This is a genomic window from Albimonas pacifica, from assembly GCF_900113695.1.
Taxonomy (GTDB): Bacteria; Pseudomonadota; Alphaproteobacteria; order Rhodobacterales; family Rhodobacteraceae; genus Albimonas; species Albimonas pacifica.
The window spans coordinates 123,277-139,053 of the sequence record NZ_FOQH01000006.1 but is presented as its reverse complement, the minus strand read 5'-3'; the positions used below and the strand labels follow the sequence as shown (position 1 = coordinate 139,053).

Annotated in this window: 13 protein-coding genes; 6 read left to right on the top strand and 7 right to left on the bottom strand. The window is 74.2% G+C overall.

All coding sequences use genetic code 11. The features are described 5' to 3' along the window. Positions 1-41: 41 nt before the first annotated feature. Positions 42-257 (top strand): hypothetical protein, encoded by a 216-nt coding sequence (locus BM064_RS26915; protein WP_143103337.1) that lies wholly within the window; start codon positions 42-44, stop codon positions 255-257. A gap of 47 nt (positions 258-304) precedes the next feature. Here the strand turns inward: BM064_RS26915 and BM064_RS14430 are convergent, their stop codons facing one another. From BM064_RS14430 to BM064_RS14400, 7 genes are all read right to left on the bottom strand, one after another. Next, the gene (locus tag BM064_RS14430; protein WP_092860499.1) at positions 305-1,207 is read right to left on the bottom strand and encodes a hypothetical protein; all 903 of its coding nucleotides are present in this window, start codon (positions 1,205-1,207) and stop codon (positions 305-307) included. A 62-nt stretch (positions 1,208-1,269) separates the two neighbouring features. Next, positions 1,270-2,028: a CoA-transferase gene (locus BM064_RS14425; protein WP_245779168.1), complete on the bottom strand. Its 759-nt coding sequence runs from the start codon at positions 2,026-2,028 to the stop codon at positions 1,270-1,272. Continuing rightward, a complete protein-coding gene (locus BM064_RS14420; protein WP_092860498.1) occupies positions 2,025-2,858 on the bottom strand; it encodes a CoA transferase subunit A in 834 nt (277 codons plus the stop codon). The genes BM064_RS14425 and BM064_RS14420 overlap by 4 nt, the downstream gene beginning before the upstream one ends. Before the next feature lie 232 nt (positions 2,859-3,090). Then, positions 3,091-4,134, bottom strand: coding sequence for a YihY/virulence factor BrkB family protein (locus BM064_RS14415; protein ID WP_092860497.1), 1,044 nt, complete (start codon positions 4,132-4,134; stop codon positions 3,091-3,093). 95 nt (positions 4,135-4,229) lie between these two features. Beyond that, positions 4,230-5,114 carry a gamma-glutamyl-gamma-aminobutyrate hydrolase family protein gene (locus tag BM064_RS14410; protein ID WP_177236267.1) on the bottom strand — a complete coding sequence of 295 codons (885 nt, stop codon included), beginning with the start codon at positions 5,112-5,114 and terminating at the stop codon, positions 4,230-4,232. Next, positions 5,111-6,121, bottom strand: coding sequence for an amidoligase family protein (locus BM064_RS14405; RefSeq protein WP_092860495.1), 1,011 nt, complete (start codon positions 6,119-6,121; stop codon positions 5,111-5,113). The genes BM064_RS14410 and BM064_RS14405 overlap by 4 nt, the downstream gene beginning before the upstream one ends. A 253-nt stretch (positions 6,122-6,374) precedes the next feature. Further along, the gene (locus tag BM064_RS14400; RefSeq protein ID WP_092860494.1) at positions 6,375-7,055 is read right to left on the bottom strand and encodes a 4-hydroxythreonine-4-phosphate dehydrogenase; all 681 of its coding nucleotides are present in this window, start codon (positions 7,053-7,055) and stop codon (positions 6,375-6,377) included. Between the two features lie 690 nt (positions 7,056-7,745). On the opposite strand from BM064_RS14400, the gene BM064_RS14395 reads away from it, so the two are divergent. The 5 genes from BM064_RS14395 (at position 7,746) to BM064_RS14375 (ending at position 15,583) form a co-directional block, all read left to right on the top strand. Further along, positions 7,746-9,023 (top strand): CoA transferase, encoded by a 1,278-nt coding sequence (locus BM064_RS14395; protein ID WP_092860493.1) that lies wholly within the window; start codon positions 7,746-7,748, stop codon positions 9,021-9,023. Further along, positions 9,020-10,237 (top strand): CaiB/BaiF CoA transferase family protein, encoded by a 1,218-nt coding sequence (locus BM064_RS14390; RefSeq protein ID WP_092860492.1) that lies wholly within the window; start codon positions 9,020-9,022, stop codon positions 10,235-10,237. The genes BM064_RS14395 and BM064_RS14390 overlap by 4 nt, the downstream gene beginning before the upstream one ends. Before the next feature lie 271 nt (positions 10,238-10,508). After that, positions 10,509-11,156, top strand: a complete 648-nt coding sequence (locus BM064_RS14385; protein ID WP_177236266.1) for a TetR/AcrR family transcriptional regulator — start codon at positions 10,509-10,511, stop codon at positions 11,154-11,156. A 13-nt stretch (positions 11,157-11,169) separates the two neighbouring features. Further along, positions 11,170-12,408 carry an efflux RND transporter periplasmic adaptor subunit gene (locus tag BM064_RS14380; protein ID WP_092860490.1) on the top strand — a complete coding sequence of 413 codons (1,239 nt, stop codon included), beginning with the start codon at positions 11,170-11,172 and terminating at the stop codon, positions 12,406-12,408. A 10-nt stretch (positions 12,409-12,418) separates the two neighbouring features. Beyond that, a complete protein-coding gene (locus tag BM064_RS14375; RefSeq protein WP_092860489.1) occupies positions 12,419-15,583 on the top strand; it encodes an efflux RND transporter permease subunit in 3,165 nt (1,054 codons plus the stop codon). Positions 15,584-15,777 lie beyond the last annotated feature (194 nt).

Below are 15,777 nucleotides of genomic sequence, written 5' to 3'. Positions count from 1 at the left end.
GCGGCCCGCAGCGTATCGGGTGGAAACTGGGAGGAAGCGACATGCCTGAAGATGGCGTCCGGGGTCTGGATCTGGGCAGCCTCGCCAAAGCGACGGCCGCCAGGGGAGGCGACGTGGACGATGCGATCCAGCTCGCTCTCTCGACGCTGAACCTCGGCCGGCTGCGCGACACGGTGCGCCCGCAGGACGAGCCGGCGGACGACCCGGGCTTCGACCTCGGCGACGCCTTCCCGGATGGAAGCGGCGACCTGGTCTGAGGCCCCGCCTCGCGCCCGCTCCGCCCGACCGGCGGGGCGGGACCCGCTCAGGCCCCGACGCGCCGCCAGGCGGCGGGCAGCGCCGGGCCGAACCGCTCCCGGCACCAGGCGTATTGCGGGGCGAGCGCCCGGCGGAACGCCGCCTCCGCCTCCGCGGGCAGCGCGGCCTGCAGGCGGGTGACGTTCACCGGACCGTCGTCCCCCTCCTCCGCCGGAGGCGCGAGGCCCAGCGCCGCGCGCAGGGCCGGCAGCCCCGTCTCCGCCAGCGTCTCGTGAAACAGCGGCAGCACCGTGCCGGGCGCCATGACCGCCTCGAGGTCCTCCAGCGTGCCGCGGTAGTCCGAGCGGGCGATGACCGCGGGGTCCTCCAGCAGCGCCGGCCAGTCGGTCAGCGGGTCGACCGCCTGGCCGAGCTGGGGCAGGAAGCGCATGTGCGACCACAGCCGCGCGACCGGGTCGCGCATCACGAAGACGATCTTCAGCGCCAGGCCGCGCGCCTCGCAGCTGCGCCGCATGAAGGCGAAGCCCTCCCGCCCGATCACCGCATAGGCCGGGGTCAGGTCCGCGAAGACCCGCGTGCCGGGCCCGGCGAGGGAGGCGAAGTGGTCGAAATAGGCGGCGTCGTCGTAGATCATCCGGACCCGGTCGACGCTCGCGCGGAAGGCGGGGCGGGCGCGCAGGTTGGCGGCCGGATCCCCCTCCTGCCCCATGTGCCAGGCGAGCCGGCGCAGCGCATAGCCGTCCACGTCCAGGATCGCCAGCCGCGGGAAGCGGGCGTCGAAGAAATGCACCTCCTTGAGGGGCGAGGGCGCGCAGCCCGGCGTCCGGCGCAGCCGTTCGTGGAGCCAGCTCGTCGAGGCCTTCATCGCGCCGGCGCAGATCAGGAGCGTGCGGCCGCAGAGCCCGGCCTCGCCCGGGGCGTCGGGCCGCGGCGCGCACGGGTCGGTCATCCGGCCTCCCCCCCTGTCGGTCTGCGAAGGGCCGTCCCGGCGGACCGGGGCGGCGGACCGCCTCAGGCGGCCTTGCGGACGACGCCGAAGACCCGCTCGGCGAACTCCGGGTAGGGGTTGGCGATGGTCTGCGCGATCTCGGAGCGGATCACGCCCAGGGTCTCGGCCGAGGGCAGCTCGGTCGTCGGCACGCTCTGCGGCAGGTCGAAGTCGAAGCCGGTGTTGTCGCGCACCTCCTCGACCGTGACGCCGGGATGCACCGACCTGAGCGTGAACCGCGCCCGCGCCCGGTCGAAGTCCATCACGCACAGCCCCGTCACCAGCGCCCGCGCCCCGCCCGGCCGATGCACCCCGGGCTCGGAGGCGCCGGGGGCGGAGATGAAGTCGACCTTCGGCACGAAGACCCGGCGGGTGTGCTCCTCGCGGAACAGGATCACCCGCGGGACCTGGAAATAGAGAAAGGCCGAGCCGAAGGCCCCCGACCAGCGCACGTCCCCGCGCGGGTAGTCGCCCGCCCCGGTGAGGTTGATGTTGCCCTGCCCGTCGATCTGCCCGCCCGACAGGAAGAACCCGTCGACGCGGCCCTGGGCGGCCATGTCGAACAGCTCGACGCCCCCGTCCATCCGGTGCGCCGGCAGGTCCGAGCCGATGATCGTCACCCGCCCGCCCGAGCGGCGGGCCGCCAGAAGCGCCCCCGCGCCGGGGATCGGCGACAGCGCGCCGACGGCGACGTGCCGCGCGCCGTCCAGCAACCCGTCGATCACCGAGATCAGCAGCTCCTCGCGCTTCACGTCGCCCATCGGGTTCGTCTCCGCGCTCATTCCGCCGCCTCCGCGTGGCCGGGGGTCAGCAGCCGCAGCCATTCCTCGCCGCCGCCGGAGCGGGCGGACTGGCGGGCGGCGGAGGCGTAGGCGCGCACCGCGCCGGGGTCGAGCGCATAGTCCGGCGGGCAGGCCAGCGGCCAGGAGCCGCCGGGCGCCTCGGCCAGCGCCTCGACGTAGATCGGGGTGATCAGGTTCGCGGCCTTCGCCTCGTCCTCGCGCAGGTCGTGGTCTACGATGCGCTCGGCCGTGACCAGCGTGCAGTGCGCGGCATGGGCCATGGTCTTGAGCTCGTGGCGCCCGCCGATCCAGGCGTTGCCGAAGCGGTCGGCCTCGGAGACATGGACCACCGCGACGTCGGGCCGGATCGCGGGGATCAGCACGATCGGGTCGCCGCCCGCCTCGAATGGGTTGTCGATCACCTTCCAGTCGGGCCGGTTGGCGAGGATGTCCGAGCCGATGATGCCCCGGATCGGCATGAAGGGGATGCCCTTCTCGCCCGCCTGCAGGCCGGTGTAGACGGCGGGACAGGTGGCGTCGCGGATCTCGACCGCGCCGGACTTCACCGCCTCGGCGAAGAAGGGCGCGGGGCCGAACTCGCCCAGGCTGACGCCCGAGGTCTCGACGATCTTCACGCAGCCGCCCCCGATCAGCGCGTCGGCGAAGACGCCGGCGGTGGGCAGCGTGACCAGGTGCAGGTCCTTCGCGCCGCGGCGGATCAGCTCGCGGGCCAGCGCCATCGGGGCGTTGGGCTCCTTGGCGACGGCGAGGAGGGCGCCGTCGGGGATCCGGGCGGCGAGGTCGGCGAGGTCGAGCACGGGCGGGCGCATGGGGTCTCCTCCGGGAGGGGCCGTCTTCGCGGCGGGTCGCGGGGCGCCGCTTCGGCGCGAGGTTGACAGCCGTCAACTCGGGCGCGGAGAGACTCTCCACGCCGCGGCTGTAAAATCGGCTCTGCCTGCCGGTCGGTCAAGACCCGCCTTCGGGCGCCCTTCCGTCAGCCCCGGGGCGGCGACGCCGGTTCGCGGCCGCGCGGCCCCGCGGGGGAGGCGTCTGCGGGCCGCGTCACACCCCGTCGCGCGGGGCGGTCGTCTCCCGGTCGGGGGCCGAGGGCGGGGGGGTGTCGGCGACATAGGCGCCGCGCTCGCCCATCGGGCGGTCGCGGCCGGCGGTGGTGTCGACGCGGGTCTGCAGCTCGGTCTCCGCGTTCAGGGCCGCCCCGATCAGCACCGCGTAGGCCGAGAGCCACAGCCACATCAGCAGGATCACCACCCCGGCGAGCGCCCCGAAGCTCTCGTTGTAGGAGGCGAAGTTGGAGACGTAGACCGAGAAGCCGATCGAGGCCGCCAGCCACAGCCCGCAGGCCGCGACCGAGCCCGGCGTCAGCCAGCGCCACTTGGCCCCGCGCCGGTCCGGCCCGAAGCGGTAGAGGATCGAGAGGCCCAGGATCGTCAGCCCCATCAGCAGCAGCCAGCGCGCGCCGCGCAGCAGGATCTCGGCGGTCACGCCCAGGTCGACGATGGCGAAGATCGTGGGCAGCACCAGCGCCGCCCCCAGGCCCGCGAGCAGCCCCACCACCATGCACACCGTCAGCGCCAGCGTGACCGCGGTGCGCAGGAAGAAGCCGCGGGTCTCGCGCTCGCGGTAGGCGACGTTGAGGCCCTCGATCAGGCTCGCCACCCCGCGCGACGCCGACCACAGCGCCAGCGCGATGCCCAGCGCCGCGGCGAGCCCCAGGCCGTTCTGCCGGCCGGCGACGTCGCGGGCCTGGCCGAGCACGATCTCCGCCGCCTCCTGCGGCAGGACGCCGGCGAAGGCCTGGAGCTGCTCGGTCACCCGCGGCGGGTCGAGCACCAGCCCTCCCAGCGCCATCGAGGCGGTGATCGCGGGGAACAGCGCCAGCAGCCCGTAGAAGGCGACGCCCGCCGCGATCAGCCCGACGTGGTCGAGCGTGACCGCCCGCCAGACCCGGCCCAGCACCTCGCGCCAGCCCGGGCGGGGGATCTCGGCGGGCCGCTCGGCCCGCTGGCCGCGCGCGGCGGGCGAGGGGGTCTCGCCCGTTCCGGGGAGGGCGGCGCGGTCGGGCGTGTCGGGCTCGGTCGAGGTCATCGGGGTCGGTCTTCCAGCGGCGCGGGCGGCGGAGCGGCGGGGACGCCGCGGGCGGAGGGGCCGCCCGTCGGGCGGGCGGAGCGGGAGGCGGCGGCTCAGCCGCCGGGCGCGGGGCCGGGCTCGGGCTCCGGTTCGTTGCGGGCCGCGCGCCGCTGGGCGGCGGGGTCGGCGCCGTGGACGGCGGCGGCGAAGGCGCGGAACAGGCGGCGGTGGGGACGGCGCCAGAGCAGGAACTCGGGGTGCCACTGCACGCCGAAGCGGAAGTGGGCCTCGGGGTCCTCGACCGCCTGCACCACGCCCCACTCGTCGCGGGCGGCGACGCGCAGGCCCCGGCCGAGCTTGTCGACCGCCTGGTGGTGGAGGCTGTTGACCCGGAAGGTCTCGCGCCCGATCACCTCGCGCAGGCGCACGCCGGGTTCGGTGGTCACAGTCTTCACCGGCAGGGGGGTCCACATCCGGGGCACGTCGGCATAGACCTCGCGCACCTCCTGGTGGATGTCGCCGCCGCGGTGGATATTGAGCATCTGCGCGCCGCGGCAGATGCCCAGCACCGGCACGTCGCGGGGAAGGGCGTGGTCGAGCACGCGCATCTCCATCGCGTCGCGCGCCTCGTCGATGCGCACGTCGAAGAGGGGCTTGGCGCCGTAGAGGTCGGCCCCGATGTCGTCCCCGCCCCCGATCAGGAAGCCGTCGAAGGCGTCGAGGTCGACGTCGCCCGCCAGCGGCGCGGTCAGCCGCACCGGGCGCAGGCCCATCAGCCGCAGCCCCAGCCACGACAGCCACCACATCCAGCGCCCGCCCTTCGCCGAGGCCGTGACCCCCACCCTGAGCCGCCGCCCGCGCCGCTGCCGCAGGGTGCGCCCGTCGCCCGCGTCCCCGGGCCCCGGGCGCGACCTCGCCTGCGCCGCGCGGCGCGACGCGGCCGCGGGCGGGACCTGCTGCGCGGCGCCCTCGACCGCCTTGCGCTCCCCCCCGGTCATTCGAGCAGCATCCACTCGGTCGACAGGATCGCCCAGGGGGAGGGGAACATCTTGCGCGCGTTCTCCGACCAGGCGCGGCCCATCGCCTCCAGCCGCTCGGGGCGCTCGGCCATCTTCTCGACCATCCGCCAGCGGTTCCATTCGACCGAGACGTTCCAGCCCGCGCGGCCGAGGTCCGCGTTGGGCAGGCGGTAGTGGAAGGTGGGGCGGGCGTGGATCTTCTCGTCCGGCAGGGCCGAGCGCACGCGCTCCTCGTCCAGCCAGCAGAACAGCGGCAGCATGTCGAGCTCGCGGTTCCGGGTGGGGTTGTCCTCGAGATAATCGTCGATCAGCCCCTCGAGCGTGGGGGCGTAGCCGGGCTCCACGATCCGCTCGACGTATTCCTTGGGGAAGGGGTCGGCGAAGGCCGCGATGCGGCGGGTGGCGTCGAGCTCGGTCACCTCGCGCAGCCAGTCCGAGAGCAGCACGTAGGCGCGCAGCATCGAGGTCAGCCACGCGGGGTCCGTCGTGGCGATCTCGGGGTTGAGCTGGGCGCCGAAGGCGTGCAGCGGGCTGTCGTCGGTGCCCACCGCGCCTGCGCCGCGCAGCGCCTCGACCAGGTCGTCGACGCGCGGCAGCGCGGTCAGGGGCACCGGCGGGCAGACGATCTCGCAGGGGACCAGCAGCGAGGAGACGTCGCCGTAGAGGCTGCGCAGCTCCTCGCCCATCTCCTCGAAGAAGCGGTCGATGCCCTTGCGGGTCTCCTTCTCGGTGGGTTTGGAGCGGTGGGCGTGGCGGGTGTCGAGCTCGACGGTGAAGTCGCCCAGCTCCGCGTCCCTGACGTGGTAGCGGTGGGGGTCCTCCTCGTAGATGTCGCCGCCGAAGAGGTCGCGCACCAGCCGCGCGCCCTCGTGCGCCGAGATGGCGGCGAACTCCAGCTCCACGCCCACACGCCGCTCCTCGCCGTCTTCGCGGGTCAGGCGGGGGGGCGGGAGGAAGTCTCTGCCGGGCAGCGTGGAGCGGGTCATCGGGCCTCGTCGCGTGGGTTTCGGTCGGATCCGCGGATCTCGCGGCCGGGCGGTCGGCCGTTCACCTATGGCGCTGGCGCGCGTCGTCCACCCCCCGGCGGCCGGTTCCGCGGCGCGGAGGCGGCCGCGCGCCGTTTTCGCAGGGGCCGCTCCCGGGCCCGGAGGCGCCCTGCGGGCGGGCTTGGGCCCGACGCAGGCGCCCCGCTTGCGGAGCAGGGCGGAGCGCCCGCCGCCCCGCCGCCCGCGGCGGGCGTCAGTCGAAGCAGGCGGCGGCGGCGCGGATCGCGCGGAGCTGCGCCGCAAGGTCCGGCGGCGCGCCGCGGAAGGCGCCGTCGAGCGCCGCGGTCCCCACCGTGAACCCCGCGCAGCCCGCCCGCGCCATGGCCTGCACCCGTTCGGGCCGGTCGATCGAGCCCGCGGCGATCACCGGCTTGCCGGCGGCCGCGCAGACCTCCGCCGCCAACGCCTCGGCGGGGACCGCGCCGCGATAGGCGAGCAGGTCGAGCCCCGCCACCTCCGGCCGCGCGGCGAGCGCCCGGGCCGACGCGGCGATCTCGGCCGCGTCGCCCTCCAGCACGCTGGGATGGCCCACCACCCGGCCGGGGAACGGGTAGTAGCCGATCCCGGTCCCCGCCAGCAGGGGCGCGGCGACCTCGGCGCGGCAGCCGCCCAGCAGCCGGTCGACGCCGATCTCGACGCCCGCGCGGATCGAGGCCGCCTCGGAGGCGGCGTCGAGCGAGACCACCTCCAGCCAGCACGCGCCCCCCGCCTCGCGGATCCGGGCGGCGAGGGCGCGCAGCGCCTCGAAGGGCAGGCCCACGTCCTTGAAGCCGATCTGGCGCACGCCGGCGGCGAGCGCCGTCTCCAGATGCGCGGGGGCGTCCGGCACGGTCAGGTCGTTGCGGGTCAGCATGAAGATGAAGCCGGGGCGCATGGCGGAGGCTCCTTGGCGGCGGCGCGGCGGCCGCCAGCATAGGCCGGCCCGCCGCCCCGGCGCGACCCTTATCGGCGCGGCGCCCGTGGTCCCGCCCGGCCCCGCCGCGTCCCCGTCTCCGCCGCGGGCGCCTGCCCCGGCGCGCCGCCCGCGGCGCCGCCCGCCGCGCGCCTGCGCCCTCGCGGCCCTCCGCCTGCGCCCTCGCGGCCCTCCGCCTGCTCCCTTGCGGCCCTCCGCCGACGCGCTCGCGGCCCGCTCGCGCCGCCCGGCGCGACAGGGCCCCGCCCGACGGCGCGACCGCGCGCCGCCGGGCGGCCTCGTCCCGGACCGTCCCGGTCCCCCGGCGTCCCCCGGCGCCCGCGCCCGCCGCAAGCCCCGCGCCCGCCGTCGACGGGGACGCAGGGCGGGGCGGCCGCGGCCGCGCAGCGGACGCGCCGGGGCGCCCGCGTCCCCCGGCGGCCTGCAAGCCCCGCCCTGCCCCGTCCGCGCGGCGGCCTGCCGCTCTGGCCTCCCCCCGCCGGGCGTGGCAAACTGACCGTCCGGCCGGTCGCGATCCCTTCGCGGTCCGGCCCTGCGCGCCGCGGGCGGCGCGGTCCGGATCGGGCGCTCGTCGCTCCCGACGAGGCCCGCCCCGCCCAGCGCGCGCCACAAGGAACTCAGCCGGCGCCCAATGCCGGCACGGGAGGATGCATGACCGAAGACGCCGGAGGCCGCACGGGCTTCCTCGCCCCCTATCGCGCCCTGGACCTGAGCGACCGTCGCGGTCTGCTCGCAGGCCGGATGCTCGCGCAGCTCGGCTGCGACGTGCTGCAGATCGAGCCGCCGCAGGGCTCCGACGGCCGCCGGGTCGGCCCGTTCGACGCGGCCGGCCGCTCGATGCACTGGGCCGCCTACGCCGCGGGCAAGCGCAGCCTCGCGCTCGACCCCGCGGACGAGGGCGACCGCGCCACGCTCGAGGCGCTCGTCGCCAGGGCCGATTTCGTCATCGAGTCCCGCGGCCCCGGCGAGCCCGCCCGCCTGACCCCCGAGCAGATCGCCGCGATCAACCCGCGCGCCATCCACCTGCTGATCACCCCCTGGGGGGAGACCGGGCCGAAGGCGGACTGGGCGGAATCCGACCTCGTGCTCTGGGCCTCGGGCGGCCCGCTGGCCCCGACCGCGATGGCCGGCGGCGTCCCGACCCGGATCTCGGTCCCCCAGGCCTGGCACTTCGCCGCCTCCGACGCGGTCTGCGGCGCGCTCGTCGCGCTCTTCCACCGCCACGCCACGGGCGAGGGGCAGAAGGTCTCGACCTCGGTGCAGCGCTCCTCGACCTCGGCCACGCTCTCGGGCAGCCTCGCCTCGGTCGTGGGCCACCCCGACTTCTCGCTGCGCCCGCGCTACACCGGCTCGAAGAAGCCGCTGGACCTCTCGGGCTCCGGCGCCCGCACCGCCCGCTCGAAATGGGAGGGCAAGGACGGCCTGCTGGAGATCCATCTCGCCATGGGTCCCGCCACCGGGCGCTTCACCAACAACTTCATGAAGGTGATGAAGGCGAAGGGCGCCCTCAGCGAGCGCTTCCACGCCTGGGACTGGTCCACGATCCATGAGCGGATCATGGCCGACGAGATCGACGAGGACGACCTCGAGGCCTGCCGCACCGAGGTGGGCGCCTTCCTGCGCACCGTCTCCCAGGACGAGGCCGTGGAGCTCGCCATCGCCAACCGGCTGCTGCTGGCCCCGGTGACCACCACCGACAGCCTGTTCCACAGCCCCCACGAGACCGCCCGCGGCTTCTTCCGCAAGGTGACCGACGGCGAGGGCCGCGAGACCCTGCTGCCCGGCCCCTTCGCGATGACCGCGGCCCCCGCCTTCGCCCCCGACGCCGCCGCCCCCGCGCTGGGCGAGGGCGGCGACGCGGCGGTGGAGGAGTGGCTGGGCTCCCGCCCCGCCGCGCACACGCAGATCACTCAAGGAGCGGCGGAATGAGCGGCCCCCTCGCGGACATCAAGGTCCTGGACCTCGCCTGGGTCGTGGCCGGCCCGATGATCGGGCGCAGCCTCGCCGACTTCGGCGCGACGGTCGTGCGGGTCGAGCATCCCAAGCGCGTCGACACCGCGCGCGCCATCGGCCCCTACTACGGCGGCGGCTACGACGTGCAGCGCTCGGCCTGCTACGCCAACGGCAACGCCGGCAAGCTGGGCCTCGCGCTCGACCTGCAGAACGAGGACGCGCGCGACGTGGTGCGCGAGCTCGCCGCCTGGGCCGACGTGGTGGTCGAGAGCTTCGCCCCCGGCCAGGTGAACCGCTGGGGCCTCGACTACGAGACGCTCAAGGCGATCAACCCGCGCATCATCATGGTCTCGACCTCCCTGATGGGCCAGTCGGGCCCGTGGAAGGCGCTGGCGGGCTTCGGCAACATCGGCGCGGCCATGTCCGGCTACCAGGGTCTGGTGGGTCCCGAGGAGGGGCTGCCGACCGGGCCCTTCGGCCCCTACACCGACTACGTGGCGCCGCGCTTCGGGATCCCGATGGTGCTCGCAGCCCTCGACTGGCGGGCGCGCTCGGGCGAGGGCTGCTACATCGACCTCGGCCAGGCCGAGACGGGGATGCAGTTCCTCGCCTCCGCCTTCGCCGACTACGGCGCGACGGGGCGCATCGCCAAGGCCGAGGGCAACCGCGACCCCGACATGGCCCCGCACGGCGTCTACCCCGCCCTGACGAAGGAGGGCGAGGACCCGCGCTGGATCGCGATCGTCGCCCAGGACGACGCCGCCTGGAAGGCGCTGGCGGGCGAGATCGGGGGCAAGGCGCTCGACGCCCGCTTCGCCACGCTCGAGGGGCGCAAGGCGGCGGAGGTCGAGCTCGACGAGATCGTCGGCGCCTGGACCGCGCCGCTCGATCCCACCGCGACGGCCGGGAAGCTGCAGGTCCTGGGCGTCGCCGCCTCGGTCGTGGCGACCGCGGCCGACCTCGCCGAGGACCCCCAGCTCGAGCACCTGGGCCACTGGGAGCGGGCGCCTCATCCCCAGATCGGCGTGGCCACCGTCGAGGGCAGCCGCTTCGTGCTGTCGAAGACGCCGGCCCATGTCGCGCGCCCCGCGCCGGAGTACGGCCGCGACCAGGAGACGGTGCTCAAGGGCATCCTGGGCTACGATTCGGCGAAGCTCGACGCCCTCAGGGCCGCCGGCGCCATGCCCTGACGTCGCCCCGCGGCGCAGGCCGCCTTGACCCTGCGGCCGGCGGTTTCGACCGCCGGCCGGCGCCCTTCACGACCCCCGCCCGCGATCCCGCGGGCGGGGGTTTTTCGTCGCGGAGACAGAGACTTGCCGGCGTTCACGAGACGCTCTCGACGGCTCGCGGATCGTTCATGGTGCGGCGCCGAAGAATTTCCCGTTCCCGCCGTTGACCGCTTCGCTCCCGCGGGATATCCAACCGCTTGGTCGGAAAAACCATCAGGCGAAGCGACTTCTCTTGGGACGAAAACGCGCCATACCCGACGCCCAGCTCCTGGACGCGGCCGAAAGCGTGGTCCGCCGCGACGGCGCGGCGCGGCTGACGCTGGACGCCGTGGCGGCGGAGGCGGGGATCTCCAAGTCCAGCGTGCTCTATGCGGTGGGCTCGAAGCGCGGACTGATCCGCGCCATCGTCGAGCGGCGCATAGACGAGTGGCACGGCCGCTGCGCCATGCTCGAGGAAGCGCTGGCCGATCGTCCCAACCGCACCATCGAGGCGGTGCTGGAGCTGATCGCCGAGCCGATGCCGCAGGCCGACCGCTCGGTGGCGGTGTCGCTGTCGGCGGCGGTGTTTTCCGACGAGACGGTGCGCGCGCCGATCCAGCGCGACGTCGCCGAGCGCTTCCGGCGCGTCGCGCGCGACGCCCCTGCCCCCACCGGCGCGGTCTGCGCGCTGCTGGCCATCGAGGGTCTGCTGTCGCTGGAGCGCTTCGACCTTCTGCACTTCGAGCCGGAGCAGCGCGCCCGGCTTCTCGCCGCGATCTCCTGGCTCGCGGAACAGGAACCCGGCGTCGGGCGTCTCGGCCCCCACGCCGCCATGGATGAAGACGACGGCGCGCCGTCGGGAGGGGCCTTCGCCCGTACCCGCTGCGGCGGCCAGGGCTGAGGAGCCTCAGATCATGACCGAGCAGACCTCGCGCGCCGCGCGCGCCCTCCTTCCACGATCCCGGCCCTCGCTGCCCGCGATGGTCGCGGCCTTCCTGCTGGCCGCCACCGGCGGCGCGCTGGGCCAGGCCGGCGGCGGCGCGCCGCCGCCGCAGGCGGTCTCGGTGGTCACCGCCACGCCCGAGGCGATCCCGGTGGTCAACGAGCTGCCCGGCCGCATCGCCCCCACCCGCATCGCCGAGGTGCGCCCGCGGATCTCGGGCATCATCCAGGAGCGGGTGTTCACCCAGGGCGCGCTGGTCCAGGAGGGCGACGTCCTCTACCGCATCGACAGCGCCCCGTTCGAGGTGCAGGTGGACCGCGCCCAGGCCGCCGTCGCCCAGGCCGAGGCCGCGCGCAAGCGCGCCGAGCAGGCCTCCGCCCGCCAGGAGGAGCTGCGCGAGCGTCGGGTCGTCTCGGCCCAGCAGTTCGACGACGCCGCCGCCGAGCTCGCCCAGTCCACCGCCGCCGTGGCCGTGGCCGAGGCGGAGCTGCGCGCCGCCGAGCTGGACCTGCATTACGCCGAGGTGCGCGCCCCGATCTCGGGCCGCATCGGCCGGGCGCGGATCACCGAGGGCGCGCTGGTCTCGGCCTCGGGGGAGAACCTCGCCACGATCCAGCAGCTCGACCCGGTCTACGCCGACTTCACCCAGTCGGCGACCGAGCTCCTCGCCCTGCGCAAGGCGTTCAAGGCCGGCGCGCTGACCCGCTCGGACAGCGGCGACGTGGCGGTGCAGCTGATGTTCGACGACGGCTCGCCCTACGGCGAGGAGGGGCGGCTGCTGTTCTCAGAGTCGACGGTCGACGAGACCACCGGCCAGGTGACCCTGCGCGCCGAGTTCCCCAATCCCGACGACGACCTGCTGCCGGGCATGTACGTGCGCGTGCAGATCGAGCAGGGCGTCGAGCCCGAGGCGCTGGCGGTGCCGGTGCAGGCGATCCAGCGCGGCTCGGACGGCCAGGCGATGCTGTGGATCGTGACCCCCGAGAACAAGGTCGAGGCCCGCCCGGTGGAGACCGACCGCATCGTCGACGGCCGCTGGGTGATCGCCCGGGGCCTTTCGGCCGGCGAGCAGGTGGTGGTCGAGGGATTCCAGAAGACCGGCCCCGGCGCGACCGTGACCCCCCAGCCCTGGCGCCCCGAGACCGCCTCCGCCGAGGGCGCGACGCCCGCGGCGACCCCCGCGGCGGACGCGCCCGCGAACGACGGCTGAGAGAGACCCGATGCCCCGTTTCTTCATCGACCGGCCGATCTTCGCCTGGGTCGTCGCGATCTTCATCATGATCGGCGGCGCGCTGGCGATCCCGCAGCTGCCGATCGCGCAGTATCCCAACGTGGCGCCGCCCTCGGTCCAGATCACCGCGACCTACCCGGGCGCGGCGCCCGAGGACCTCTACCAGGCCGTCACCCGTCCCATCGAGGACGAGCTGAACGGCATCGACGGCCTGCTCTATTTCGAAAGCACCTCCGAGGCTTCCGGCCAGGTGCAGATCACCGCCACCTTCCAGCCGGGCACCTCGCTCGACCAGGCGCAGGTGGACGTGCAGAACCGCATCCGGCGCGTGGAATCCCGCCTGCCGGAGACGGTGACGCGGCTGGGCATCGACGTCGAGACCTCGGCCTCGGGCTTCCTGATGGTGGTCTCGCTGACCTCCACTGACGGGACCGTGGGGCCGGTGGCGCTGGGCGACTACCTCAGCCGCAACGTGGCCGGCGAGATCCGGCGCATCGACGGCGTGGGCGGGGCGACGGTGTTCTCGGCCGAGCGGGCCATGCGCATCTGGCTCGACCCCGACAAGATGCTGGGCCTCAACCTCACCACCAACGACGTGCTGGCCGCGATCCGCGCCCAGAACGCCCAGGTGGCCGCCGGCGCGATCGGCGCGGCCCCCAATCCCGACGACCAGTCGATCACCGCCACCGTGGTGGTGCGCGGCCAGCTCAGCTCGGTCGAGGCGTTCGAGCAGATCCTGCTGCGCGCCAACGCCGACGGCGCGGTGGTGCGGCTGAAGGACGTGGCCCGCGTCGAGATCGGGGCGGAGAGCTACAACTTCTCCTCCCGCCTCAACGGCCAGCCCTCGGCGGCGCTGGGCGTGCAGCTCTCGCCCGAGGGCAACGCCATCAACACCTCCGAGGCGGTCCGCGAGACCATGGAGGAGCTGTCGCGCTACTTCCCCGAGGGGATCGAGTACTCGGTGCCCTACGACACCTCCCCCTTCGTGGAGCTGTCGATCGAGAAGGTGCTGCACACCCTGCTCGAGGCGGTGGGCCTGGTGTTCCTGGTGATGCTGCTGTTCCTGCAGAGTTTCCGCTACACCGTCATCCCGACGCTGGTGGTGCCCGTGGCGCTGCTGGGCGCCTGCGCGGTGATGCTGGTGGCGGGCTTCTCGATCAACGTGCTGACCATGTTCGCCATGGTGCTGGCGATCGGCATCCTGGTCGACGACGCCATCGTCGTCGTCGAGAACGTCGAGCGCATCATGTCCGAGGAGGGCCTGCCCCCGAAGGAGGCGACGCGCAAGGCGATGGGCCAGATCTCGGGCGCCATCGTGGGCATCACGCTGGTGCTCTCGGCCGTGTTCATCCCCATGGCCTTCTTCCCGGGCGCCGTGGGCGTGATCTACCGCCAGTTCTCGCTGACCATGGTGGTCTCGATCCTGTTCTCGGGGTTCCTGGCGCTGTCGCTGACGCCGGCCTTGTGCGCGAGCTTCCTCAAGCCGGTGAAGGCCGGGCACCAGATGGCCAAGAAGGGGCCGCTGGGCTGGTTCAACCGCAACTTCGACCGGGCCACCAACCGCTACGCCCGCTTCGCGGGGCTGGCGGCGCGGCGGGCGGGGATCATGATGATCCTCTACCTCGGCCTGGTGGGCTTCCTGGGCTGGAGCTGGACCAACCTGCCCTCCTCCTTCCTGCCCAACGAGGACCAGGGCTTCCTGATCGTCGACATGCAGACCCCGCCGGAGGCGAGCTTCAACCGCACGCTGGAGTTCGTGAAGACCATGGAGGGCGTCGCCTCCTCCCAGGAGGCGGTGCAGGACATCGTCGCCATCCAGGGCTTCTCCTTCTCGGGCGGCGGGCAGAACGCGGCGCTGGCCTTCATCACGCTCAAGGACTGGTCCGAGCGCGGGCCCCAGGACTCGGCCCAGGCCATCGCCGGCCGGATCACCGGCATGCTGTGGGGGGAGAAGGACGGCTTCGCCTTCGCCCTGTCGCCGCCGCCGATCCAGGGGCTGGGCACCTCCTCGGGCTTCGACTTCCGCCTGCAGGACCGCAACGACGCGGGCATCGCCGCGCTCTATGCCGCGCGCGACCAGCTTCTCGCCGCCGCGGCGCAGTCGCAGATCGTGACCGGGCTGCGCGTCTCGGGCCTGCCCGACGCGCCGCAGCTGCGGGTGACGCTGGACCGCGAGAAGGCCAACACCTTCGGCGTCGCCTTCTCCGACATCAACGCCACCCTGACCTCGTTCCTGGGCTCGGCCTACGCCAACGACTTCCCCAACTCGGGTCGGATGCAGCGCGTGATGTTGATGGCCGAGGACGAGGCCCGGATGACCCCGGACGACGTGCTGAGCCTCAACGTGCGCAACTCGCTGGGCGGGATGGTGCCGCTGTCGGCCTTCGCCACGGTGGACTGGATCCGCGGGCCGCTGCAGATCGTGGGCTACAACGGCTATCCCTCGGTGCGCATCTCCGGCCAGGCGGCGGAGGGCTATTCCTCCGGCCAGGCGATCGAGGAGATGGAGCGGCTGATGGGCGAGCTGCCCCAGGGCTTCGGCTTCGAGTGGACCGGCCAGTCGCTGCAGGAGATCCAGTCGGGCAGCCAGGCGCCGTTCCTGATCGCGCTGTCGGGCGTCTTCGTGTTCCTGCTGCTGGCCGCCCTTTACGAGAGCTGGGCGATCCCGCTCTCGGTGATGCTGGTGGTGCCGCTGGGCGCGATCGGCGCGGTGCTGGGCGTGACCTGGCACGGCATGTCGAACGACGTCTACTTCAAGGTCGGCCTGATCGCGATCATGGGCCTGTCGGCGAAGAACGCGATCCTGATCGTGGAGTTCGCCAAGGACCTGCGCGAGGAGGGGATGAGCCTGCTCGACGCCACCGTCGAGGCCGCCAAGCTGCGCTTCCGCCCGATCATCATGACCTCGCTCGCCTTCACGCTGGGCGTGACGCCGCTGGCGATCGCGACGGGGGCGTCCTCGGCCTCCCAGAACGCGATCGGCATCGCGGTGCTGGGGGGCATGATCTCGGCCACCCTGCTGGCGGTGATCTTCGTGCCGGCCTTCTTCGCCTTCGTGATGAAGTGGATGGGGGGCAAGCCGAAGACCCCGCCCCGCAACGACGCGCCCCCGCTGCCGCCGCGGGACGCGGAAGGCAACCTCTTCAACGCCTGAAGACACGGACGGCCGCCCCCCAGGGGGCGGCCGTTTCGCTTGCGGGCCCGCAGGCGCCCTGCGGGCGGGCTTGGCTGCGTCGCGAGGGTCGCGGGGGAGGGAGAGGCCGGCAGGGGGAGGGAGAGGCTGGCAGGGGGCGGGAGCCTCCGGCGGGCTCCTGACTCACCAAAGAACAGGGCCCGCGCCTGTCCTCC

Bases quoted from the DNA above. Each gene is read 5' to 3' on its own strand.
- BM064_RS26915 (WP_143103337.1), top strand. From the start codon at position 42: ATGCCTGAAGATGGCGTCCGGGGTCTGGATCTGGGCAGCCTCGCCAAA.
- BM064_RS14430 (WP_092860499.1), bottom strand. From the start codon at position 1,207: ATGACCGACCCGTGCGCGCCGCGGCCCGACGCCCCGGGCGAGGCCGGG.
- BM064_RS14425 (WP_245779168.1), bottom strand. From the start codon at position 2,028: ATGAGCGCGGAGACGAACCCGATGGGCGACGTGAAGCGCGAGGAGCTG.
- BM064_RS14420 (WP_092860498.1), bottom strand. From the start codon at position 2,858: ATGCGCCCGCCCGTGCTCGACCTCGCCGACCTCGCCGCCCGGATCCCC.
- BM064_RS14415 (WP_092860497.1), bottom strand. From the start codon at position 4,134: ATGACCTCGACCGAGCCCGACACGCCCGACCGCGCCGCCCTCCCCGGA.
- BM064_RS14410 (WP_177236267.1), bottom strand. From the start codon at position 5,114: ATGACCGGGGGGGAGCGCAAGGCGGTCGAGGGCGCCGCGCAGCAGGTC.
- BM064_RS14405 (WP_092860495.1), bottom strand. From the start codon at position 6,121: ATGACCCGCTCCACGCTGCCCGGCAGAGACTTCCTCCCGCCCCCCCGC.
- BM064_RS14400 (WP_092860494.1), bottom strand. From the start codon at position 7,055: ATGCGCCCCGGCTTCATCTTCATGCTGACCCGCAACGACCTGACCGTG.
- BM064_RS14395 (WP_092860493.1), top strand. From the start codon at position 7,746: ATGACCGAAGACGCCGGAGGCCGCACGGGCTTCCTCGCCCCCTATCGC.
- BM064_RS14390 (WP_092860492.1), top strand. From the start codon at position 9,020: ATGAGCGGCCCCCTCGCGGACATCAAGGTCCTGGACCTCGCCTGGGTC.
- BM064_RS14380 (WP_092860490.1), top strand. From the start codon at position 11,170: ATGACCGAGCAGACCTCGCGCGCCGCGCGCGCCCTCCTTCCACGATCC.
- BM064_RS14375 (WP_092860489.1), top strand. From the start codon at position 12,419: ATGCCCCGTTTCTTCATCGACCGGCCGATCTTCGCCTGGGTCGTCGCG.